Genomic DNA, 22060 nt, shown 5'->3' with positions numbered 1-22060 from the left:
TGATTATAAAATTAATAATGGTGGACCCTGCAGGACTCGAACCTGCGACCGATCGGTTATGAGCCGATAGCTCTAACCAACTGAGCTAAGGGTCCAAAATAATTATTTCTTAAATGGGGCGATTGATGGGGCTCGAACCCACGAATGCCGGAGCCACAATCCGGTGCGTTAACCACTTCGCCACAACCGCCATAGTTGAAAAAATCTAAATAATAGCGGCGGAGGGGATCGAACCCCCGACCTTACGGGTATGAACCGTACGCTCTAGCCAGCTGAGCTACACCGCCATATTTGGCTCCACAGGCAGGATTCGAACCTGCGACCGATCGGTTAACAGCCGATAGCTCTACCACTGAGCTACTGTGGAATATTATTATGCGACATGATCTAATATAACAAATCGACGTCTATATGTCAATACCAATGTTTTATAACTACTAATTTATTGTTGCTCAAATAATATACCATCTTATTGTCCAAATTTCAATACTTAATATGATGAATTCCACTCCATTCCTATACTAATATCACAAATGTTTTTGATATCCATGGCTACTATATTAAATAAGCTACTAAGCTCATTCTTCATCAAGATTTAGATTAAGATGTATAGTTTTTTCGCATAAAATAAAAAATACTTATATGGAGTAATTTAGATTAATAACTAAATTGATATGCCCAAACAATTACATACAACTCATTTTAAATATCTATCTAGAAAGGACACGATTTCATTGAAGAAAAAGCGAGAAAAAAAACAACAATCCCATAAGACTGAATCAAAACCGGCATTTAAAATAATAGATGAGCCAAAGTTCTCAATATAATCTTCTAAATGGTGCATAAATAGAAATGTACAAGCATATTGTGTAATAAAACAATGTGACGGTGAGAAACTATGAGAAAATTACTAGTAACTTTAATTTCTATTTTTGTGCTGTATGTAATTTACTATGATTTAAGTGTAGGAACGTTATCCAATCCAACTTCTATTGTATTACTTAATAGTCAGACCACAGCTCCACAAGTAGAATCATCTACGGAAGAGATGTCGGTAAAAAAAACAACAACGACCGAAAATACCCCTATATCTGAGCAAGGATTATATTTTCAAGAGGTGAAAGTTGTTGGAGGGGCGACAGTGCTATCAATTGTTGAACAGATACAGGATGGCCCTCTGCCTGTTTCAATCAATCAATTAGTACTCGATTTTGAAGAATTAAATCCTAATGTTAAACCGGAAAGTATTCAAATCGGTAAAGTTTATAAATTTCCTGTCTACCCAGAGACTCATAGTGAATAATTTTCCGTGCTTTTCAACCAAATTTAATTGTGCTCCTCATAATATATATTTACAACAAGTAATTACTAAAGTAATTTTACTTGTCAATTTTAAAAAGCGATTGTTACAATAACATAGTATATATTTAAGAAGGAGCGATACGTGGCATGAGTGAAATTACACATCGTACAAAAACACGTCCAATTAAAGTTGGTAATTTGACAATCGGCGGGAATAATGAAGTAGTTATTCAAAGTATGACGACAACCAAAACGCATGACGTTGAAGCGACCGTAGCTGAAATTAAACGTTTAGAAGAAGCAGGTTGTCAAATTGTTCGGGTAGCATGCCCAGATGAAAGAGCTGCTAATGCAATTGCCGATATCAAAAAACAAATAAACATACCACTTGTCGTTGATATACATTTCGATTATCGTCTCGCGCTAAAGGCAATTGATGGCGGAGCTGATAAAATTAGAATTAATCCCGGTAACATAGGGAAACGCGAAAAAGTGGAAGCTGTAGTTAAAGCAGCTAAAGAAAAAGGAATTCCAATCCGTATCGGGGTTAATGCAGGATCTCTTGAAAAGAAAATCCTTGAAAAGTATGGTTATCCAACAGCAGACGGTATGGTAGAAAGTGCCTTACATCATATACAAATTTTAGAGGATCTAGATTTTCATAATATTATTGTTTCTTTAAAAGCATCCGATGTTAATTTAGCTATTGAGGCCTATGAAAAAGCAGCAAAGGCATTTGACTACCCTCTTCACTTAGGGATAACTGAATCCGGCACCCTTTTTGCAGGAACTGTAAAGAGCGCTGCAGGTTTAGGAGCGATTTTAAGCAAGGGCATTGGTAATACTGTTCGCATCTCATTAAGTGCAGATCCTGTTGAAGAAGTCAAAGTTGCACGCGAATTGCTAAAAACATTTGGGTTAGCAGCAAACGCAGCAACGCTAATTTCATGTCCAACCTGCGGTCGAATTGAAATCGACTTAATAAGTATCGCTAATGAAATTGAGGAATATATTTCTACAATTAAGGCACCAATTAAGGTCGCCGTACTAGGCTGCGCCGTTAATGGGCCTGGCGAAGCCCGGGAAGCCGATATCGGAATTGCCGGAGCACGTGGTGAAGGACTTTTATTCCGTCACGGAGAAATAGTTCGCAAAGTACCTGAAGACCAACTCGTTGAAGAATTGAAAAAAGAAGTAGATAAACTTGCAGAAGAACATTTATCTGCTAGTAAATAATGCATCCAAAAAGAGTAATAAGTTCTTTCATTACTCTTTTTGAATTAAAAACAAATAACGAGCTTGCCCTCTTGTTTAGGGCAAGCTTCGTTTAATTTATATGATGTTGATTGGTCAGTCAATTTATTCCCCTTAGAAAAAAGGCTATTTAATAAAAGAATGGTGTAATAAACAGTGCAATAATCATTGATACTGCACCAATACCAATTGCCCAATTTCCAAGCCCTTGTGCTCCTCGACGACGTGCAATAAAACCGACAATAATCCCTGCAGCTCCTAATAAAACTGGCAAGAAGAATAACGATAGGACAGAAAGAATTAACGCAAGACCACCTAGACCTTTACCAGCGGTCCCTTCTTCTTGCTCTCCTTCAGGTCTTACAAAAGCACGAGGTCTTTCATCAGTTGTTGTACTTCCTCCATCAAATGTTCCTAGCCGCGGAGCAACCTCAGCAGCAGTTTCCTCCATAAAGCCGGTTTCGGCAGCTCTCGGCGCTATCGGATCTGGATCTTGTTCAAATGCTTTTTCTCGATTAAAATCTCTACTTTCATCGTTGAAATTTTGGTCTGTCATTTAAAGATCCCTCGCTTTCCTTTATTGAGGAGCATTTATATTATGTTCTAAAATTAATTGAATCATGTTGTCAATGTTTTTCAATAGAGGAAATAATCTTTTTTGGACCAAACGATGATTTTATATAATACACCAGTTAGCCCTATCTTCATATTATAGTAATGAGTGACTAACGGCTAGGAGGCTAAAAATGAATCCATTCATCCAACAGATTGTTAACCAAAAATTAAATTCTATTACAGCTGAAGAGCTTGTAAAACATGGTAAGTCATACAATATACATTTAACAATACCGGAAGCAGAAAAAATTGTTAAGATTTTAAAAGCAGAAAAACATATTAGTATTACCAACGATGATCAACATCGAAAAATAATTAAAAAAATAGGAAAAGAAGTGAATCCCACCCTCGCAAGGAAGGCAAACTCACTTCTTATGCAATTTAAAAATAAATAAGTTCCAAATCAAAATACAAAAGTGCAGTCTTATGACCTTAAGTGCTGCACTAATTTTTTCAAATTTAGATTATTTTACTGATTAATAATCTTTTTAAGTAAATCAGGATCAAATTCACCATTTCTTAGCATCTCGATTTCAAACTTATATGGTGGTTTCTGATTATTCTTATCTTCTCCAACAAACGGTGTTTCTAATATTTTAGGAACAGCCATTAATTGTGGGTGATGTACAATTTTAGATAATGTATCAAATCCAATTTTTCCAAACCCAATATTTTCATGACGATCTTTTTGAGCACCACACTCATTTTTACTGTCATTTATATGCAGTACTTGCAAACGATCAAGACCAATTAATTTATCAAATTGTTCTAAGACTCCATCGAAGTCATTAATAATATCATAACCCGCATCATGGACGTGGCAGGTATCAAGACATACTGATAATTTCTCATTGAGATGTACTCCATTAATGATCTCGGCTAATTCTTCAAAAGATCTCCCACATTCGGAGCCTTTGCCTGCCATTGTTTCAAGCGCGATGCTAACAGATTGATCTTTCGTTATGACCTCATTTAATCCTTCAATTATTTTCTTAATACCTTCTTCAGCACCTGCTCCAACATGTGCACCTGGATGTAGGACAATCTGCTTTGCACCAATCGCTTCAGTCCGTTCAATCTCCGATCGCAAAAAGTTGACACCTAATTCAAATGTTTCTGGTTTCTGTGTATTTCCTATATTAATAATATATGGAGCATGTACAATAATTTCCTCTATGCCATGCTTTTTCATATGTTCAATTCCGGCAGCAATATTTAAATCTTCAATAGACTTTCTTCGTGTGTTTTGCGGTGCACCAGTATAAATCATAAATGTATTAGCTCCGTAGGAAACTGCTTCCTCACTAGAAGCTAATAACATTTTTTTACCACTCATCGACACATGTGATCCTATTTTTAACATGAAATGAGCACTCCCCTCTCCAACATACGCCATATAGCTTATCATAAAAATACTATAGCGCAAATTAATTAATCTTTATAATTAAGAACCCCCACTCATAATGAAGGTTCTAACTAGCTATTTTCTACCTTTTCTTTTCTCTTTTTTAACGAATTTTTCTATTTCCCGTTGCCGTTTCTTTTTATAGCCAGGCTTTACGTCTTTTGATTTTCTAATAAGTTTATGTGCTAGTTTTTCAACTTCTTTTGTTTCCCTTTTTCTTTCTTTTCGTTTTTCTCTAGCACCCAATTCGATCATATCACCATCTTTTAAATCAACATGCTTAAATACAATCCCCATTTTTTCTAAGCGATCAAGTGCATCTTGGTCGCTTAATTCATAAACCGTAGCAGCAATACCAGAATATCCTGCACGCGCCGTTCTACCTACTCTATGGACATAAAAGTCTAAATCAGAAGGGATTTCATAGTTAATAACATGGCTTACCCCTTCTATGTCAATACCCCTTGCGGCTAAGTCTGTAGCAACAATGTATTGATATTCTAAATCTTTTATTTGTTTCATCATTTTCTTTCTTTCTCTTGGTGGCAGATCTCCGTGAATACGCCCTACCTTTAATCCTTTTTCTAACAAACCGTCAGCGACTTCATCTGCCATTTTTTTTGTATTGGTAAAAATGAGCGCAAGATAAGGATTAAAGTAGTTGGCGATTTCAAACACTAAATTAACTTTGTTGCGATGGCGTCCAGGTATTAATAAATGTTCAATTTTTTCAGCAGTAGCCTGTTTAGGGGCTACATGTGTGTAAACTGGATTGTCCAAGTACTTTTTTAGAAAAGGTTTAAGTTTTTCTGGAATGGTTGCTGAAAATACCAAGATTTGCAGGTCCTGTCCCATTTTTCCGGCAATTTGGTCGACATCATGAATAAACCCCATATCAAGCATAAGGTCTGCTTCATCTACGACTATCATCTTTGTTGTATGGACAAATAATGCCTGATCCTTGACAAGGTCATTTATTCTTCCTGGTGTTCCCACGACTACTTGTGGCTGTGCTTTTAATTTTTCAATTGTTCTTTGCTTATCCGTGCCACCTATAAACAATTTAGATGTTATTTTTTGATCGTCATCTGCAAACTTTGTAATTTTATTTAGTTCTTCATAAATCTGTGCAGCTAGCTCTCTTGTTGGTGCTGTAATAACCGCTTGAACCTGTTCCACGTTAGGATCTATTTTATCAACAATTGGTAATAAGTAGGCATGTGTTTTTCCGGTTCCAGTTTGAGACTGACCGATTACACTTTGACCTACTTTTATTGTCGGCATTATACGCTCTTGTATTTCAGTAGGTTCATAAAACCCTAAAGCATTAATAGCCTCTATAATAAAATCTTGAAACTCGAAACGTTCAAATTTTGAATTTGTCATTTAATTAATCCCCTTAAAAAAATAAGTTTCCACTATTTCTATTATTTTCATACCAACTTCATATTATAATAGAAAAATTTAAAAAATGCGAACTAACATAAATTTTATTAGTCAAATCAAACACCAATACAGTAGCTTTTGGACGAATGCCTAATATGGCATTATGTGAACACCTTGATGTTCTATATGCATATTTTATCAATGAGATCTTTTATTTGTTAGAACCGAAAGGAGGCAAATGATTATGTATCCATTTAGATCACCTAGATATCCTATGCAAATACCTTATCAACGTCCATATTTACCACCAACACAACATCTTACTAGACTGCCTATGGGACCAATGAACAATCAACCTTCAGGGCTTGGGGGATTACTTTCTAAAATATTAGGAGGTAGAGCTACAAGTTCATTTAACGGAGGTCCAGGAATGGGATTCCCGCCTGCAAACATGCCTGGAATGTTTGGGATGGGGTCACAGTCGGGCGTCGGTGCACAAGGCATCACAGGTATGTTAAGGAATAGTTTCTCTTCAGCTGGTGGAATTACAGGAATGTTAGATAATGTTCAAAGAGTAATGGGTGTAGCTCAACAATTCGGACCTATGATTCAACAATACGGTCCATTTATTAAGAATATGCCAGCTATGCTTAAGATAATGAAAGAGTTAAACAGCTCCGAATCTGATAGTGAGGAAACAACAGCGAACACCGAAATGAATGAACTTCCCGAAAAGGAACTTCCAGATTTTGAAGACTTGCAAGAAGGAAACACTAAAAAACCTTTATACGGAGAGTCCCTTCCAAAATTATTTATCTAGTAGTTACCTTTGTAAATAATCCTTCTCTCACTTATAATTGAAAAGGAAGGATGAGAGGAGGAGCATTTAATGAACGTAATTAAAATAGCACCAAGAGGTTATTGCTACGGTGTGGTAGATGCAATGGTTATTGCAAAAAATGCAGCATTAGATCAATCCCTACCTAGACCTATATATATCTTAGGGATGATTGTTCATAATAAACATGTTACAGATGCTTTTGAAGAACAAGGTATCCGGACATTAGATGCAAAAGATAAAACTCGTAGAGAGTTACTTGAAGATATAAATGAAGGAACAATTATTTTCACAGCCCACGGTATATCTCCCGAGGTGAAAGTATTAGCTGTCGAAAAAGGACTAACCGTTTTAGATGCAACTTGTCCTGATGTTACTAAAACGCACGATTTGATTCGCAGCGTAAAAGACAAAGGATATGAAGTTATCTATATAGGTAAAAAAGGACATCCAGAACCAGAAGGAGCTGTTGGGGTTGCTCCTGATATCGTACACCTAGTTGAAAATGAATCTGATGTTGATGACTTAAATATTAAATCATCAAAAATCATCATTACAAACCAAACAACTATGAGCCAATGGGATGTATTAGACTTAATGAACCATGCTAAAGAAAAATATCCACATGCTGAAATTCATAAAGAAATCTGCATGGCTACTCAAATAAGACAAGAAGCTGTTGCTGAACAAGCGAAAGAAGCTGATTTAACAATAGTTGTGGGAGATCCACGGAGCAATAATTCAAATAGACTTGCGCAAGTATCAGAAGAAATTGCTGGTACAACTGCTTATCGAATTGCCGATGTATCAGAAATTGACATCAAATGGTTACTTAACGTAAACAAGGTGGCAGTCACAGCTGGAGCTTCTACACCGACACCCATTACAAAGGAAGTTATAACCTTCCTAGAACAATTCGATCCAGACGATCAAAAAACATGGAATAAAGAACGAAAAATCGGTTTGGATAAAATCCTACCAAAGATAAAAAATCCAAAGTAAATAGGAATTTGGCTCCACACAAGCAAACAAACTTATTAATATGAAAAACTACAGCCTTCTAATCGTAACATTGATTAGCGGGCTGTAGTTTTTTATAAAAACTGAAAAGGATCAGTATTTAGTTGAGAGGACAGGATGGTTGTATCATATTTCTTTTCATCAATGTAGTTTTGCAGATAATTTCTTACTCCTTCTTTCATTACCTTTTCAACATTGTGGCCGGGGTCAACCATATTTAAACCTTGCATCCATGCATCATGAGCGACATGATAATAAATATCACCAGTCACATAAACATCTGCCCCTCTAAATTTTGCAACTGACCAATATTTATTCCCATCTCCACCTAAAACAGCAACCTTCGAAATCTTAGCATTAAGATCGCCAACAACTCTAACACCTTTTACATCTAACTTTTGTTTTACATATTGCGCAAACTCTCCAAGAGTCATCTCAACTCGGAGAGTTCCAATTCGTCCTAAACCTAGTGACTCTCCTTTATTTTCAAGTGGATAAATATCATAAGCTGGCGCTTCATATGGATGTACTTTCAATAAGGCATTAATAATTTTCCTTTGGATTGAACTTGGAAAAATGGACTCAACCTTTATCTCTGAAACATGTTCTAGTTCCCCTTTATTTCCGATAAATGGTTGTGTCCCTTCCAAAGGCATAAATGTACCGATTCCTTTTGAATTAAACGTGCAATGACTATAATTCCCGATAAAGCCTGCTCCGGCTTTCGCTAGCGCTTCTCTAACTGTATTTGCATGTTCCTCAGGTACAAATACTGAAATCTTTTTCAAGCTATCTTCGTATGTAGGGACAAGGATCTCGGTTTGATCTAATTCCAACGCAGTTGCTAAGAGGTCGTTTACGCCACCTTTTGCAACATCAAGGTTCGTATGCGCTGCATAAACTGTTATATCATGCTTTAGACATTTTTCAATAATGCGTCCAGATGCATCATCTGTTATTATCTTTTTTAATGGATTAAAGATAATCGGATGATGAGCAATTATTAAATCAACTTGTTCTTTTATCGCCTCGTCAACTACCGATTCTAGTACATCAAGCGCGATCATCACTTTTTGAATCGGTTTATTTAAGGTACCGATTTGTAATCCTATTTTGTCTCCCTCCATTGCTAATGCCTTAGGAGAAAAATTTTCGAATGCTTGAATAAGCTCTTGACCATTTATGTATTTGCTCATCTTAAAACCTCCTCAGCCATACTAATTCGTGATTCTATACTCCTTTTTTTATTAATATTCTCCTCACTTTGAACTGCACGATCAAGTTGTGCGACTATTTGATTCCACTTTCTTAGCTCGTCAGTCCACTTCTTAATAAATGTGCTATTTTTTTCCTTCATTAAAAACGGACCAAATAACAGTTCAGCCTCAGCCTGATCGGAATAGGGTGCATGAGGGGCACCACGCTCTGCAACTAAAATCTCGTATATTTTTCCATCCTCTTCTAATATATGTTCATTAATTAATTCCCAACCATTTTCTACTAACCACAACCTAATATTCCTAGCGCCAATATTCGGCTGTAAAATTAACCGCTTTACATAACTTAACTTCGTTTTACCTTCTTCGAGAATTTCACTAATAAGCGGTCCTCCCATACCGGCAATTGTAATAACATCTACCTCATTTTCATGGATTACCTCGAGACCATTCCCCTTTCGAACATCAATAACAGCGTTTAATTCTAACTTTTCAACTTGACTTTTAGCAGATTGATAAGGGCCCTCATTTACTTCCCCCGCAATTGCATATGTAATCAAACCCTTTAAAATAGCATAACAGGGTAAATAAGCATGATCAGAGCCGATATCGGCTAGTTTAGATTTAATAGGTATTTCACTAGCAACTTTTTCAAGCCGCTTTGATAAAAGTAATTCATTCATATCCTCACCACTGTTTCGTTAATCTTGTTATTTATATCTTATCGACTCTAGTTGTCAGTTGCAAATCGTATGTATTTAATTTAGTTATGTAAGTTCCTCAGCATTCAATAGAAAAAATAAGATCACCTTTTTCAAAGTACAAAAAAAGTTTTCTACTTATTTAGAGTAGAAAACTTTTAATTGGTATTATTTGTGTTCAGCTAACCAAGCAGCAATCGTTTCAGCTTTTGCAGCATCAACTAATCCTGGTGGCATACTACCTTGACCATTATTAATTATATTTGCAATTTCTTCAGCTGATTTTGATGCACCAATTGTTTCAAGACTTGGTCCAACACCGCCTTCAAGATTTTGTCCGTGACATGAAGCACAGCTAGCTTTAAACAAGCCTTCTCCATCATCCGCTGCCACTTCCCCAGCCTGTTCTTCTTGAGCTTCATCTCCGCCCGCAAGCATTTTCTCTGCGTTGTTCAGTCCGAAGAAGGATATCCCAACTGTTAGAACTAGACCTAATACTGCGATAATTAAAAAAGGCATTAATGGATTACGATTCATTACTTGCTCCTCCTTACATTATGTAAATAGCTTGTACCATCTTTTCATAAACAATATATATTTTACTTTAAATACTTGTTTCAGAAAAGGGTAAATTACGAACTTACAAATATTTTTTATTTTTTTTAGTAAAAAATCGTTAATTATTCTGAATATTTATATTATAATGAAAATATCCACTGTATTTTATAAGAGTTTTTCAAAATAGTTTGTATATAAGTAGGATCAATCCACTTATAACACCAGCTACGATTAAATATTTATACCGTAGATATACACCGATTACAAACCAAAATAAACAATTTAACAATACATTTATTATTAAAGCTTGCTCAGTATTTACATATAATTTAACTAATGAATTCGAAACAAAAAATAAGATTAAAAAACCTATAACAATAGACAAATGAGCATACTTACCGCCTTTAGAATAAAAGTAATAAGCACTACATACGCACATCAAGACAAAAAATGTAAATATGAGCGTTTGCAAAAGGATGTTTAATTCAGTAAAATAAATAATAACAATTGTAGTTGGCAGTTGAAACACTATATAACTAATAAATATCTGATAGTAAATTTGCTTTACCTTATATGACTTATTATAGGCATGCTGCTCCTCTGCAGAGCCTTCTGTGTATAGAGTTATTAAGAAATTGCAATAATGTTCGGGTAAAAGGTGGTGCTCCTTCCAATAATGAATTTCTTTTAAGATGATATCTTTACGTGTTTTATTCATTTTGCACCCCAAAAAAGAAATAGTTCACTTCATTTTTCAATGAAGCAAACTATTATAAAGTCAATTATTCAAGGAAATCTTTAAGACGTTTACTTCTACTTGGATGACGAAGCTTTCTTAATGCTTTAGCTTCAATTTGGCGAATACGTTCACGAGTAACACCGAAGACTTTACCAACCTCTTCAAGTGTACGCGTTCTTCCATCATCTAAGCCAAAGCGCAAGCGAAGGACATTTTCTTCACGATCGGTTAATGTGTCTAAAACATCTTCAAGCTGCTCTTTAAGTAATTCATATGCAGCTGCATCAGAAGGCGAAGTTGCTTCTTGATCCTCAATGAAATCACCTAAGTGAGAATCATCTTCTTCACCTATTGGAGTTTCAAGGGAAACTGGCTCTTGCGCTATTTTCAAGATTTCTCGAACCTTTTCTGGAGTTAGATCCATTTCTTCACCAATTTCTTCTGGTGTCGGTTCGCGTCCTAAATCCTGTAACAACTGCCTTTGAACACGGATTAGCTTATTTATCGTTTCTACCATATGAACTGGTATCCGTATTGTTCTAGCTTGATCAGCAATCGCTCGTGTAATCGCCTGCCGAATCCACCACGTTGCATACGTACTAAATTTAAAACCTTTACGGTAATCAAACTTTTCAACAGCTTTTATTAGACCCATGTTACCCTCTTGAATTAAATCAAGGAATAACATACCTCTTCCGACATATCTTTTTGCAATAGATACAACAAGTCGTAAGTTAGCTTCAGCAAGGCGCCGTTTCGCCTCTTCATCACCTTGTTCTATTCGTCCCGCAAGATTAATTTCCTCTTCAGCAGATAATAGATCAACACGCCCAATTTCTTTTAAGTACATGCGTACCGGGTCATTAATCTTTATCCCAGGGGGTACAGAAAGATCGTTTAAATCAAATTCTTCTTCTTTTTCAAGTTGATTAAAACTCGGGTCATCATCATCGTTATCATCTGATTGACTCGTTATATCAATACCTTTATCTCCTAGGTATTCATAAAATTCATCCATTTGGTCTGAATCAAGCTCAAAAGCCGATAGGCGTTCAGCAACTTCCTCATATGTTAAAACACCACGTTTTTTACCTTGCTCCATCAATTGTTCTTTTGCCTGATCAAGCGTAAATTCTGTTTCTACCTCTTTTGAACGAGCTCCTTTTTCAGCCATTGGTTCCCCTCCTTCCAGTATTTCCACCGTGTAATTATTTAAGTTCCTTCTTCATCTGTATAATTTGCATAGCAATTTGTGCAGCCTTCAGATGGTCTTGCTGTTTTTCAGCAGTTTCTTTCTCCTTTTCGATCTCTTTTATTTTCAACCACTTTGGATGGTTCATCACTTGTTTAATATAGTCGGTTAACTCATTTTCAGTTATATCTTCATTTATATCCAACATAGCGATTTCAGAAACCATTCGTTTAATATGTTCATCATCAAGCTTTTGAATAATATTTCCGAACGTTGGGGCAACACCTTCCTCATAAAAACCATAAACAACTAAGGCTATTGCATTATGTTCATCTATATTAAATCCACATCCTATTTGCTCTTTAATCTGTTGTGCTATATTCACATCTCGTATCATATGTGCAAGCAGCAATCTCTCTGCATTATGATATGCTGGTAGTAACTTCTTTTTCGCAAAAAATTGGTAGTTGCTATTATTATTTCGATTAAAGGTTGAAATATCCTTATTTTTTCTCAAGCTTTTGTAAATTTGCGTTTGTTGACTCTTTAAGGCATCCAGAGATAATGAATATTCATTAGAAATTTGCCGTAAATAATGATCTCTTTCCACTGCTTTAGGGAGTTGGCTAATCTCTGTTAATACTTCTTCGATATATTTTATAAGTTCTCCTTCGTTTTGAAGGTTTTTCCCTCTTTTTAAATAATCAAATTTAAAAGTCATCAACGTAATACTAGCGTTTATTACATTCGTATTAAAACTCTCAATCCCATACTGTTGAATATAATCGTCAGGATCATAACCGTCAGGCATTTTGGCAATTTTTACATTACAACCGGCATTTTGCAAGATGCCTGCCGCTCGATAGGCTGCATTTATACCTGCAGAATCTGAATCGTAACAAATGATAACATTATCTACATTTCTGCGTATAAGGGTAGCTTGTTCTTCAGTTAACGCTGTACCTAGTGTCGCAATCCCGTTGTCAACACCCGCACGCCAAGCCGAAATAACATCGACATAACCTTCAAATAAAACAACTTGCTGCTTTTTGCGTATTTGTGATCTTGCAATATTTAAGCCATATAGGATTTTACCTTTATTAAAAATCTGTGTTTCTGGACTGTTTAGGTATTTAGGTTCACCTTCGTATAGGATTCTTCCACCGAATGCAATAGTCCTGCTCTGAAGGTCCCAAATAGGGAACATTATTCGATCCCGAAAACGATCGAAATAATTACCATCACTTTCTCTTTGGTTCACTAATCCAGCTTGATACATTTCATGAACATCGAAACCACGTTTATGTAAAAATCTTGTTACTACATCCCAAGAGTTTGGGGCATAACCTATTTGAAACTTATCAATAACTTCATCCGTGAAACCACGTTTTCTTAAATACTGTAAAGCTTCACTTCCCTCTTTTGTGTTTACCAAAAAGTGATGATAAAATTTCTGTAGGAGGTCATGAGCACGATAAATAGATAAGAACTTGTTTGATGAACCAAAGCCAACAACATTCTGATTGTCATCTAAATCAACATCTATCTTTAATTTATCAGCTACTATTTTTACAGCTTCAATAAAGCTACATTTCTCCAGGTCCATAATAAATGAAAAAACATTTCCACCAGCGCCACAACCAAAGCAATGGAAAATCTGTTTTTCTGCAGATACTGAAAAGGATGGAGACTTTTCACCATGAAATGGACACAGTCCAAAGTAATTGCGACCTTGTTTCTTTAATTGAACATATTCACTAATAACCTCGACAATGTCTGCCTGCTTACTAATTTTTTCAATTGTTTCATCGGGAATTCTATTTCCCATTTTCACATCACCAAGTTTTTAAGTATGCTGTCTTTCTTACTATTCGACTTTTTTTGGAATTATCCTTCAAGTTTCGACAACATTTTTTTAAAAGTTTTTATAAAAAATTCTCTATCTTTATTGGAGAATGCTGAAGGACCTTTGGAATAATACCCAGCTCTACGCTGTTTTGCCGATAAATATCTTGAAAATAGTGCCTGATCCATATTTTCTTCGGCATACTGTTTCCCTCTTGGAGAAATTACATGAACCTTTTTACTTAATAGTAAAGACGCAAGGCCAATATCTTGTGTAACAGCAACATCATCTTTCTTAATATGATTTGTAATATAAAGATCTACTTCTTCTTTATTTGTATCAACATAAACCCATTGTCCTGGAAGCTGATTGGTAGTCATATGCGCGTATGATGCAACAAAAATAACTTCTAAATTGAACGAAGTAGCTACATCGATAATCTCATCTTTTACAGGACAGGCATCTGCATCAACAAATATTGTTCTTCTAAAATTCGTCATAGTTTTTTATTCTACATCCCTCCAAGGATTCCTTCTATATAGCTTGTTTTATTTTTTTGTTTTTTGTCGAAAATACAATTAGATAAACATTTAATCTTACTAATATAGTTTATTCCTTCTTTGTCAAGTATAAACCTAAAATTTTAATTTAATCACAATTTTTCATTATAATATAAATCCTGTTCAATTTCTAGTAAAAAAATAAATACTCCTCTAAATAGCGGAGTATTTTTGTAAGCTAACAAGATATATTATTTACTATTTGCTTTTCTTCATATAAAGATTATGAATTACATTTGCGGTTTCTTCAACAGCTTTATTAGAAACATCAATAACCTGGCAACCGATTTTTTCCACAACACCGTCAAAATAAGCTAACTCTTCCTTAATTCGCTCAACATTTGCATAGCTTGCATTATCGCTTAACCCTAGCGACTTAAGCCTTTCTTTCCTTATATTATTTAACTTTTCAGGCGTAATTTTAAGCGCAAAACACCGGTTTGCCGGTACTTGATACAATTCCTCGGGGGGCTCAACTTCTGGAACAATTGGTACATTGGCAACCTTAAGTCTTTTATGTGCTAAATATTGAGAAAGTGGTGTTTTAGAAGTTCTAGAAACACCAATAAGTACTATATCGGCACGTAAAATCCCTCGAGGGTCCCGGCCATCGTCATATTTTACAGCAAATTCAATAGCTTCAACCTTTTTAAAATAATCATCATCTAGTTGTCTAACAAGGCCTGGCTCTTCACGCGGAGCTTTATTATAAGTCTGTTTCATTTGATCAACCATTGGGCCAATTATATCTATAACTGCAACACCTGCTTTTGCAGCCTCACTTTTTAAAAAGTCCCTCATGCTAGGTACAACAAGGGTAAATGCTATTATTGCATTATTTTCTTTAGCAAGTGAGATAACTTCTTTCAATGTCCCAGTATCTTCAACATAAGGCACTCTTTTAATGGTAATACCAAATGAGTTAAACTGACTTGCAGCTGCTTTTACAACAAATTCTGCTGTCTCACCAACTGAATCGGATACTACATATACAATACCGTTGTCCAAACTCCTCCATTCCTTTCTGTCTAATAATTAATATTATATGACTTCATCTTTCGCAATTTCTAAAAGAACTTTTGTCATGTTTGTTTTAGTTAATCTTCCGATAACCTCATATCCATTGCCTGATGGACGCACCACAGGTACAGCGTCAATTTGTTTCTCCATTATTTTTTCAGCTACTTCAATAATCAAATCATCTCTAAAGCAGAAAGTAATATTCGGCATTCGAGTCATAATAATATTAACTGGTATTGCTTCTAAATCTCGTTTACCAATACTAGCTCGCAGTAAGTCTTTTCTCGATAAAACTCCAACTAACAATGATTGACGGTCAACCACAAATAGCGTTCCAACATCCTCTAAGAACATGGTACAAATCGCGTCATAAACTGAAAGTGATTCATCGATAACAACCGGTATTGATTGATATTCATAGACCTGGAGTTTTTTAACTTTTTCAGTTAGTAATTGAGAACCTGTTTTCCCTGTATAGAAGTACCCAACGCGAGGTCTGGCCTCTAAATATCCAGCCATTGTAAGAATAGCTAAGTCTGGTCTCAAAGTCGCACGGGTTAAATTAAGCTGTTCGGCAATTTGTTCACCAGTAATCGGACCATTATCTTTTACAATTTGTAAAATCTTCTCTTGACGCTTATTAAGTTCGATTGTTCTCACCACCTTCAATTATAAAAAGAAAAAGCTTAGCAATAAGTTATACTGTTAATGAATATATTATAACGCAAATTACTTTCACAAAAAAGAATGACACTCGTGATAGTTTTTTATAGAAAACAGTATAACCTTTTATAATCGAAAGTGATTTAATTGTTGAAGAAATCGTTTAGATTTAAGGTTTAACCCTGAATATTCATCATATAAGGCCGTTATTACCAATTTAAGTTCAGATTTCGTCTCATCCCTTAATGATATATTCCCTAGTCTAGTTAGGTCAAAATAATAAAAAACTCGTAGTAATTTTAATGCAGCAGGTGATATTGGAATAAAGTTCGGATCTAAATGATAGCACCGATGACAAAGAAAACCGCCTTCTCTAACAGAAAAGGCGAACTTTCCTTCAGTATTTGAGCATGCCACGCAGCCGTCCAATTTAGGATATATACCAGCTACATTTAGCATCTTCATTTCATAGATAAGCGTTAGAACCTCTAAATCAACACCATCATTCATATATTGTAATGTTTGATAAAGCAGCTCAAACAAATAAGGATTTATTTTACGTTCTTCAGTGAGTTTATCAGTTAATTCTACAACGTATGCAGCATACGCAGATTTAAATAGATCCTCTCTAAGTCCTCTCCATGTTGAAATAATTTCACCTTGCTGTAAAGTACCTAAACCAGAACCTTTTTGTACTAGATAATACCCATATATAAACAATTGGGTTACTGAAGTTAATCTACTTTTGGGTTTTTTTGCACCTCGTGCCATTACTCCAATCTTGCCCATTTCCCTTGTAAAGATCGTAACAATTTTATTTGTCTCACCATAATCGTTTGTCCTAATTACAATACCTTCAACTTTTTGTAACAATTGTAAGCACCATCCACAATTAAATCCAACATTAAAGCTATCTTTTCACTTTCTTTAATATTAGATATTCCAAGTTCTTTACAAGGTTAAGTTCTAATTCATTTGTTAACGGATTAAGATAAAGGAGATTCAAATTCAAGATCGTTAAAATCAGTGACAGTTTCAGTAGTTTCTTGATATTCCCTTTCAATCTCTTTCATAAGCAGATACGTTTCTAAATTACCAGTTTGACTAAAGATTTTCCAGGTAAAATCTATCACAAGAAACCCCACCTTTCAAATTGTTTAAGATAACAACTTTCTAACTCCTTATCCTTAGCTTGACCTTAATTTAACAAAATCATGTGAAAGAAAAAAATGTAAATTTTCTTTTATAATTAATATTCATCTTCACGAAAACCGTAGTCTCGAAGTTGGGAAAGTTTATTACGCCAATCTTTTTGCACTTTTACCCACAGTTCAAGGAAGACTTTAGAACCAAGTAATGCCTCGATGTCCATCCTTGCCAACCGACCAACTTCTTTAAGCATCTTACCTTGCTTTCCAATAACAATTCCTTTTTGTGAATCTCTTTCAACGATAATTGTTGCGGCTACATCGATCATTTGACCATTTTCTCTAGATTGCATTGAATCCAAAACAACAGCAATCGAGTGGGGTATTTCCTCTCGTGTTAAGTGCAATACCTTTTCACGTATTAACTCAGTTATTATAAATCGTTCTGGATGATCTGTAACTTGATCTGGTGGATAATACTGAGGTCCTTCCGATAAATACTTTTCAATCTGTTCTATTAGGGTATTTATGTTGTTTCCTTGTAGAGCGGAAATAGGAACAATCTCTTTAAAGGCATATAACTCTTTATATTGATCAATTATCTTGATTAAATCATCCGGATGGACTTGATCAATTTTATTAATCACCAGAAAAACAGGTTGTTTCGTTTGTTTAAGACGCTCAATGATAAAATGATCACCTTTGCCTAGACCTTCTTCGGCATTTATCATAAATAAGATAAGATCTACCTCGTTTAGTGTATTTTGTGCTACTTTGATCATAAAATCGCCAAGCTTATGTTTGGGTTTATGAATTCCAGGTGTATCGATGAAAATAATTTGGCTTTCATTTGTTGTATACACGCCTTGAATTTTATTCCTAGTCGTTTGTGGTTTATCACTCATAATAGCAATTTTTTGACCTATTACTTTATTTAAGAAAGTAGATTTTCCTACATTTGGTCTGCCTATTATTGATACGAATCCTGATTTATATTGGTTTTTATTCATTTAAATCCTCCGGTGAAAAAGCTCCAGGCAACAATTCTTCAACAGTTGTTTCTAAAACATCGCCCTTAAGATTAGTTAAATACACTGGCATATGTGGTGGACATAATTCAGACATTACCTGACGGCACGCCCCACATGGTGGAACCGGTCTATCTGTATCTGCCACAACAGCTAAAGCCTTAAATGAAACATTGCCTTCAGAATAGGCTTTAAATAGAGCTGTGCGTTCAGCACAATTCCCTAAACTGTAGGCCGCATTTTCAATATTTGCCCCCTTATAAACCTCATCATTTGACGTTAACAGCGCAGCACCAACCTTAAATTTTGAATAAGGTACATATGCATAATCTCGTGCTTCAATTGCTTTTGCTATTAAATTCTCCACAGCTTTTGCATCTTTCATTTACAATTTTCCTTTCACTATTACTGTTATTTTACATGAATTCAAACTCATTTTCATCAATTTTACAAAAAAGTAATGAAATTGAAATAATGTTTTTTAAATATTCATAATTTTCTGTATAGGTTCTAAGAAGATGATTATTCCTATAATAACAGATATAATTGCAAACACAAAAACGGCAGCTGCAGCAACATCTTTTGCAAGTTTCGCTAATGGTTTATATTCATCCGTTATTAAATCAACTGTACGTTCGATAGCGGTATTCATTGTTTCTAAGCTTAGTACTATTCCAATTAATAACAAAATAATAAGCCATTCCATTTTACTTATCGACATGATAAATCCAAAAAAAAGAACGATACATGCAATCGTTAGATGTATCTGCATATTTCGTTCATTTTTTATAACATATATAAGGCCTTCTATCGCATATTTAAAGCTATATAATAATTTCCTTTTACTTCTATCGACGGATCCCATATTCATCCAAAATTTCCTTTTGTTTTGTAAACATTTTTACTTCATCATCTTCTGTTTCATGGTCATATCCTAACAAATGGAGAAAGCCATGTACACTTAAAAAACCTAATTCTCTAATAAAACTATGACCATATTCTTCAGCCTGTGCAATTGTGCGAGGAATTGATATAATAATGTCCCCTAAAATAGTTGGTAAGTCCTCACCATAAATAGCTAATTCACCTTCGCCCATTTCTTCCATTGCGAATGAAATAACATCAGTTGGTTGATCTTTCCCCCTATACTCAAGATTAATTTCGTGTATTCTAGAGTCATCAACAAACGTTACTGATAACTCTGCAGACTCTTCTATGCCCTCAACTTTAGCCGCAAAACTTAACAGCTTTTCAATCTCAATTACATCTTCTTCTTTGACAAAATTATTTTCATCAATAAAGTCAATTATCATGCTTCCTTCACCTTCTTATTAGTAATTTCTGGATACTCAATTCTTGAATGGAATATTCCGTTAAGTGTTTCGCACATTGATTTGGCCGCTAAATCTAACTCTCTTAATGTGATGTCACATTCATCAAATTGACCATCCTGAAGGCGGTCAGCTAGGATACTTTTCACTAAATTTTCAATTTTTAATGGTGTAGGGTTAGACATTGAACGAACAGCAGCCTCTACACTATCAGCAATTCCAACTATTGCGGATTCCTTCGTTTGTGCCTTTGGACCAGGATATCTGAAATCTGATTCTAATACGTTATTACCACCTTGCTCTTTCGCCTTAAAATAAAAATATTTAATTAATGTTGTCCCATGATGTTGTTCTGCAATATCAACAATCTCTTTAGGAATTTTGTATTCTCTAAGCATTTCTGCCCCATCATACGGATGTGCTGTGATAATTGTTTTACTTAATTGTGGTGCAATATTATTATGTGGATTTTCGATATTCATCTGATTTTCAATAAAAAAATGCGGTCTTTTTGTTTTACCAATATCATGATAGTAGGACCCTACTCTTGCTAATAATCCATTTGCACCTACCGCTTCACATGCAGCTTCAGCTAAATTTGCTACCATTACACTATGATGATAGGTTCCTGGCGCTTCTATTAATATTTTCCGTAACAGTGGATGATTTGGACTGGAAAGCTCGATTAATTTCATCGTTGATAAAATACCAAATCCTGTTTCAAATACGGGCATTAACCCCAACGTTAGCACTGCTGATATAAATCCTGATAGCAACGCTAAAGTTAAATAGGTTCCAATCTCCAAACTTGTATATTGACCATTTTTCATCATAAAAATTGCTGCAGTAACAATTATGTTAAGTCCTGATACAAAAAGACCTGCTCTTAATATAGTTAATCGTTGATTTTGGTTATTCAAAAATATTGCACCAGCAATACCGCTTAGTAGAAAATAAACTCCTATTGAAAAGTTGAATTTCCCAAGCATTTCAACATTAAAAATAAGGCTTCCGCATATAGCAAAAATAATACTTGATACCAATGCCATTTTTTCATTTAACAGCATCTTTATTAGCATTGATGCCATTGCAATTGGAAAAATGTAACCTATTTCAGAAACAATTTGGAATAAACTAATAGCCTTCATTAATAAAATAGTTAATGAGAAGATCAATACATAAATGAGTAAATAGGTTGTCTGATCCTTCGTTTTTTCCTTAATTTCGTAGAAATAATTTAAAATTATTGATGTCAATACGATTACAAAAATAGCTAATCCTATATATATGAAACTATTTACATCCTCTTCAAGCAATCCAACAAGCTCAAGTTGTTTATAGATTTCACGGTCAATCAATTGTCCTTCCTTAGCGAGTACTTGTCCAGCTCTAATTTTTACAGGAGTGATTTGATCCATTGCAAGTTGACGTTTTTCTTCGGTTGCTTGCATATCATAGACATAATTCGGGATAATTGCATATTGTGCAACCTTTGTCATTGCATTTCGTAATTCTATTGGTAGATTTACATTTTGAATTTCACTTGCAACCTGCTGCTTTTTATCTTCTTCTTCACCAACCATGATTGGTAATCGCATGATTTGTTTTATTGCAGTAATGGTGGTACTTCTTGCACTATCCAATTGCTGTGGTGAAGCGTTAAGAAAAGCAATTAGTGTCTCACGGTGCAAAGACTCACTTAATTCCAATGGTATCATTTCTGTCAATTGCTTTAGTTGATCATCTATTGTAATAGGTCGTGGTTGCGTATGTATGGGTTGCTCGATATTATCCATTGCATTCCCACTGTTATCTACTTCGTTATTAATTTCCTGTTTATCTACATCGATAACTGCATCGAAAAGAGCTGAAATAATTTCCACCCTGTTTTCAGCGTAATCTGTTTTAAGGACATATTGGTCTTTAACCTCTTGCGCTGCTTCCTGTTTCTTTTGTGTGGTTGCCTCAACATCTTCAATAGTTATTGGCGATATAATATCGGTTTTAGCGATTGAAAATAAGCGTAAATCAAGCCTTTCGGGTTGTATGTTACTATATAAAGATCCATACATAACCAAAGCTAAAGCGATAAACAAACAAAGTGTTAGCAGTTTATCATTTTTTATCCTCTTAATTCTCTTAAAAATTTTATTCATGTCGCTACTCCTCTACATAAGCCAATGGCAGTGTAACTAAATACCTAAGCATAATTATAAGAGTATCCCAATATAAATATC

General features: G+C 34.9%; 24 protein-coding genes and 4 tRNA genes. 5 read left to right on the top strand and 23 right to left on the bottom strand.

Translation table 11 applies throughout. From position 1 onward, the window contains the following. Positions 1-18: 18 nt before the first annotated feature. The 4 genes from C1724_RS04780 to C1724_RS04765 all read right to left on the bottom strand — a co-directional run bounded on the left by C1724_RS04780 (position 19) and on the right by C1724_RS04765 (position 367). Positions 19-95 (bottom strand) — tRNA-Ile (locus C1724_RS04780). A 19-nt stretch (positions 96-114) separates the two neighbouring features. Further along, positions 115-190: transfer RNA gene (locus tag C1724_RS04775), tRNA-His, on the bottom strand. Positions 191-213: 23 nt separating this feature from the next. Next, positions 214-287 (bottom strand) — tRNA-Met (locus C1724_RS04770). Positions 288-292: 5 nt separating this feature from the next. Beyond that, positions 293-367, bottom strand: a tRNA-Asn gene (locus C1724_RS04765). Between the two features lie 531 nt (positions 368-898). On the opposite strand from C1724_RS04765, the gene C1724_RS04760 reads away from it, so the two are divergent. Together C1724_RS04760 and ispG are read left to right on the top strand one after the other, a co-directional pair. Next, entirely contained in the window at positions 899-1303 is a 405-nt protein-coding gene (locus C1724_RS04760; RefSeq protein ID WP_102345578.1) for a hypothetical protein, read from the top strand. A 146-nt stretch (positions 1304-1449) separates the two neighbouring features. Next, on the top strand, positions 1450-2538 hold the full coding sequence (ispG, locus tag C1724_RS04755; protein WP_102345577.1) for a flavodoxin-dependent (E)-4-hydroxy-3-methylbut-2-enyl-diphosphate synthase: 1089 nt from the start codon (positions 1450-1452) through the stop codon (positions 2536-2538). A 148-nt stretch (positions 2539-2686) separates the two neighbouring features. Here the strand turns inward: ispG and C1724_RS04750 are convergent, their stop codons facing one another. After that, entirely contained in the window at positions 2687-3112 is a 426-nt protein-coding gene (locus C1724_RS04750) for a DUF4190 domain-containing protein (protein WP_102345576.1), read from the bottom strand. Positions 3113-3302: 190 nt separating this feature from the next. Between C1724_RS04750 and C1724_RS04745 the strand changes: the two genes are divergently transcribed. Next, positions 3303-3566 carry a DUF2624 family protein gene (locus tag C1724_RS04745; protein ID WP_102345575.1) on the top strand — a complete coding sequence of 88 codons (264 nt, stop codon included), beginning with the start codon at positions 3303-3305 and terminating at the stop codon, positions 3564-3566. A 74-nt stretch (positions 3567-3640) separates the two neighbouring features. Here C1724_RS04745 and C1724_RS04740 read toward each other — a convergent pair whose 3' ends face one another. Then, positions 3641-4534, bottom strand: a complete 894-nt coding sequence (locus tag C1724_RS04740; protein ID WP_102345574.1) for a deoxyribonuclease IV — start codon at positions 4532-4534, stop codon at positions 3641-3643. A 117-nt stretch (positions 4535-4651) separates the two neighbouring features. Next, the gene (locus C1724_RS04735) at positions 4652-5962 is read right to left on the bottom strand and encodes a DEAD/DEAH box helicase (protein WP_102345573.1); all 1311 of its coding nucleotides are present in this window, start codon (positions 5960-5962) and stop codon (positions 4652-4654) included. A gap of 244 nt (positions 5963-6206) precedes the next feature. Here C1724_RS04735 and vrrA point away from each other — a divergent pair, with 244 nt between their 5' ends. Next, complete coding sequence (gene vrrA, locus C1724_RS04730; protein ID WP_180994118.1) at positions 6207-6782, top strand: VrrA/YqfQ family protein; 576 nt, start codon at positions 6207-6209, stop codon at positions 6780-6782. 69 nt (positions 6783-6851) lie between these two features. Continuing rightward, a complete protein-coding gene (locus tag C1724_RS04725) occupies positions 6852-7802 on the top strand; it encodes a 4-hydroxy-3-methylbut-2-enyl diphosphate reductase (protein ID WP_102345571.1) in 951 nt (316 codons plus the stop codon). A 92-nt stretch (positions 7803-7894) separates the two neighbouring features. On the opposite strand, the gene C1724_RS04720 is transcribed toward C1724_RS04725, so the two are convergent. The 16 genes from C1724_RS04720 to C1724_RS04645 form a co-directional block, all read right to left on the bottom strand. Continuing rightward, a complete protein-coding gene (locus C1724_RS04720) occupies positions 7895-9016 on the bottom strand; it encodes a Nif3-like dinuclear metal center hexameric protein (protein WP_102345570.1) in 1122 nt (373 codons plus the stop codon). Next, a complete protein-coding gene (locus tag C1724_RS04715) occupies positions 9013-9720 on the bottom strand; it encodes a tRNA (adenine(22)-N(1))-methyltransferase (protein WP_102345569.1) in 708 nt (235 codons plus the stop codon). The genes C1724_RS04720 and C1724_RS04715 overlap by 4 nt, the downstream gene beginning before the upstream one ends. 186 nt (positions 9721-9906) lie before the next feature. Further along, the gene (cccA, locus tag C1724_RS04710) at positions 9907-10275 is read right to left on the bottom strand and encodes a cytochrome c550 (RefSeq protein WP_102345568.1); all 369 of its coding nucleotides are present in this window, start codon (positions 10273-10275) and stop codon (positions 9907-9909) included. Positions 10276-10474: 199 nt separating this feature from the next. Then, positions 10475-11014 (bottom strand): hypothetical protein, encoded by a 540-nt coding sequence (locus C1724_RS04705; RefSeq protein WP_102345567.1) that lies wholly within the window; start codon positions 11012-11014, stop codon positions 10475-10477. Positions 11015-11078: 64 nt separating this feature from the next. Beyond that, on the bottom strand, positions 11079-12209 hold the full coding sequence (gene rpoD / locus C1724_RS04700; protein ID WP_102345566.1) for an RNA polymerase sigma factor RpoD: 1131 nt from the start codon (positions 12207-12209) through the stop codon (positions 11079-11081). Between the two features lie 34 nt (positions 12210-12243). Then, positions 12244-14055, bottom strand: a complete 1812-nt coding sequence (dnaG, locus tag C1724_RS04695) for a DNA primase (RefSeq protein WP_102345565.1) — start codon at positions 14053-14055, stop codon at positions 12244-12246. 59 nt (positions 14056-14114) lie between these two features. Beyond that, a complete protein-coding gene (locus C1724_RS04690; protein WP_102345564.1) occupies positions 14115-14573 on the bottom strand; it encodes a YaiI/YqxD family protein in 459 nt (152 codons plus the stop codon). Between the two features lie 258 nt (positions 14574-14831). Then, positions 14832-15641, bottom strand: a complete 810-nt coding sequence (locus C1724_RS04685) for a pyruvate, water dikinase regulatory protein (protein ID WP_102345563.1) — start codon at positions 15639-15641, stop codon at positions 14832-14834. Positions 15642-15674: 33 nt separating this feature from the next. Further along, positions 15675-16316: a helix-turn-helix transcriptional regulator gene (locus tag C1724_RS04680; RefSeq protein ID WP_102345562.1), complete on the bottom strand. Its 642-nt coding sequence runs from the start codon at positions 16314-16316 to the stop codon at positions 15675-15677. Between the two features lie 126 nt (positions 16317-16442). After that, positions 16443-17189: a DNA repair protein RecO gene (recO, locus tag C1724_RS04675; protein WP_102345561.1), complete on the bottom strand. Its 747-nt coding sequence runs from the start codon at positions 17187-17189 to the stop codon at positions 16443-16445. 113 nt (positions 17190-17302) lie between these two features. Then, entirely contained in the window at positions 17303-17449 is a 147-nt protein-coding gene (locus tag C1724_RS04670) for a YqzL family protein (protein ID WP_102345560.1), read from the bottom strand. A 116-nt stretch (positions 17450-17565) separates the two neighbouring features. Beyond that, positions 17566-18474 (bottom strand): GTPase Era, encoded by a 909-nt coding sequence (era, locus tag C1724_RS04665; RefSeq protein WP_102345559.1) that lies wholly within the window; start codon positions 18472-18474, stop codon positions 17566-17568. Then, entirely contained in the window at positions 18467-18877 is a 411-nt protein-coding gene (locus tag C1724_RS04660; protein ID WP_102345558.1) for a cytidine deaminase, read from the bottom strand. The genes era and C1724_RS04660 overlap by 8 nt, the downstream gene beginning before the upstream one ends. Positions 18878-18973: 96 nt before the next feature. Next, entirely contained in the window at positions 18974-19363 is a 390-nt protein-coding gene (locus C1724_RS04655) for a diacylglycerol kinase family protein (protein WP_102345557.1), read from the bottom strand. Beyond that, positions 19341-19805, bottom strand: coding sequence for an rRNA maturation RNase YbeY (ybeY, locus tag C1724_RS04650; RefSeq protein WP_102345556.1), 465 nt, complete (start codon positions 19803-19805; stop codon positions 19341-19343). The genes C1724_RS04655 and ybeY overlap by 23 nt, the downstream gene beginning before the upstream one ends. After that, positions 19802-21979 (bottom strand): HD family phosphohydrolase, encoded by a 2178-nt coding sequence (locus C1724_RS04645; protein ID WP_102345555.1) that lies wholly within the window; start codon positions 21977-21979, stop codon positions 19802-19804. Before C1724_RS04645 ends, ybeY begins: the two co-directional genes overlap by 4 nt. Positions 21980-22060 lie beyond the last annotated feature (81 nt).

Source organism: Bacillus sp. Marseille-P3661 (genome assembly GCF_900240995.1).
In the GTDB taxonomy this organism is placed as follows: Bacteria; Bacillota; Bacilli; order Bacillales; family Bacillaceae_J; genus OESV01.
Note: the sequence above shows the minus strand (reverse complement) of the source record. Positions and strands in the feature narration are given on the sequence as shown.

What these genes read in the sequence shown, in the direction of transcription:
- C1724_RS04745 (WP_102345575.1), top strand. Translation starts at nt 3,303, where the DNA reads ATGAATCCATTCATCCAACAGATTGTTAACCAAAAATTAAATTCTATT.
- C1724_RS04750 (WP_102345576.1), bottom strand. Translation starts at nt 3,112, where the DNA reads ATGACAGACCAAAATTTCAACGATGAAAGTAGAGATTTTAATCGAGAA.
- C1724_RS04740 (WP_102345574.1), bottom strand. Translation starts at nt 4,534, where the DNA reads ATGTTAAAAATAGGATCACATGTGTCGATGAGTGGTAAAAAAATGTTA.
- era (WP_102345559.1), bottom strand. Translation starts at nt 18,474, where the DNA reads ATGAATAAAAACCAATATAAATCAGGATTCGTATCAATAATAGGCAGA.
- rpoD (WP_102345566.1), bottom strand. Translation starts at nt 12,209, where the DNA reads ATGGCTGAAAAAGGAGCTCGTTCAAAAGAGGTAGAAACAGAATTTACG.
- ispG (WP_102345577.1), top strand. Translation starts at nt 1,450, where the DNA reads ATGAGTGAAATTACACATCGTACAAAAACACGTCCAATTAAAGTTGGT.
- dnaG (WP_102345565.1), bottom strand. Translation starts at nt 14,055, where the DNA reads ATGGGAAATAGAATTCCCGATGAAACAATTGAAAAAATTAGTAAGCAG.
- C1724_RS04705 (WP_102345567.1), bottom strand. Translation starts at nt 11,014, where the DNA reads ATGAATAAAACACGTAAAGATATCATCTTAAAAGAAATTCATTATTGG.
- C1724_RS04645 (WP_102345555.1), bottom strand. Translation starts at nt 21,979, where the DNA reads ATGAATAAAATTTTTAAGAGAATTAAGAGGATAAAAAATGATAAACTG.
- C1724_RS04690 (WP_102345564.1), bottom strand. Translation starts at nt 14,573, where the DNA reads ATGACGAATTTTAGAAGAACAATATTTGTTGATGCAGATGCCTGTCCT.
- C1724_RS04735 (WP_102345573.1), bottom strand. Translation starts at nt 5,962, where the DNA reads ATGACAAATTCAAAATTTGAACGTTTCGAGTTTCAAGATTTTATTATA.
- C1724_RS04660 (WP_102345558.1), bottom strand. Translation starts at nt 18,877, where the DNA reads ATGAAAGATGCAAAAGCTGTGGAGAATTTAATAGCAAAAGCAATTGAA.
- C1724_RS04725 (WP_102345571.1), top strand. Translation starts at nt 6,852, where the DNA reads ATGAACGTAATTAAAATAGCACCAAGAGGTTATTGCTACGGTGTGGTA.
- C1724_RS04720 (WP_102345570.1), bottom strand. Translation starts at nt 9,016, where the DNA reads ATGAGCAAATACATAAATGGTCAAGAGCTTATTCAAGCATTCGAAAAT.
- cccA (WP_102345568.1), bottom strand. Translation starts at nt 10,275, where the DNA reads ATGAATCGTAATCCATTAATGCCTTTTTTAATTATCGCAGTATTAGGT.
- C1724_RS04760 (WP_102345578.1), top strand. Translation starts at nt 899, where the DNA reads ATGAGAAAATTACTAGTAACTTTAATTTCTATTTTTGTGCTGTATGTA.
- ybeY (WP_102345556.1), bottom strand. Translation starts at nt 19,805, where the DNA reads ATGATAATTGACTTTATTGATGAAAATAATTTTGTCAAAGAAGAAGAT.
- C1724_RS04715 (WP_102345569.1), bottom strand. Translation starts at nt 9,720, where the DNA reads ATGAATGAATTACTTTTATCAAAGCGGCTTGAAAAAGTTGCTAGTGAA.
- C1724_RS04655 (WP_102345557.1), bottom strand. Translation starts at nt 19,363, where the DNA reads ATGAATATGGGATCCGTCGATAGAAGTAAAAGGAAATTATTATATAGC.
- vrrA (WP_180994118.1), top strand. Translation starts at nt 6,207, where the DNA reads ATGTATCCATTTAGATCACCTAGATATCCTATGCAAATACCTTATCAA.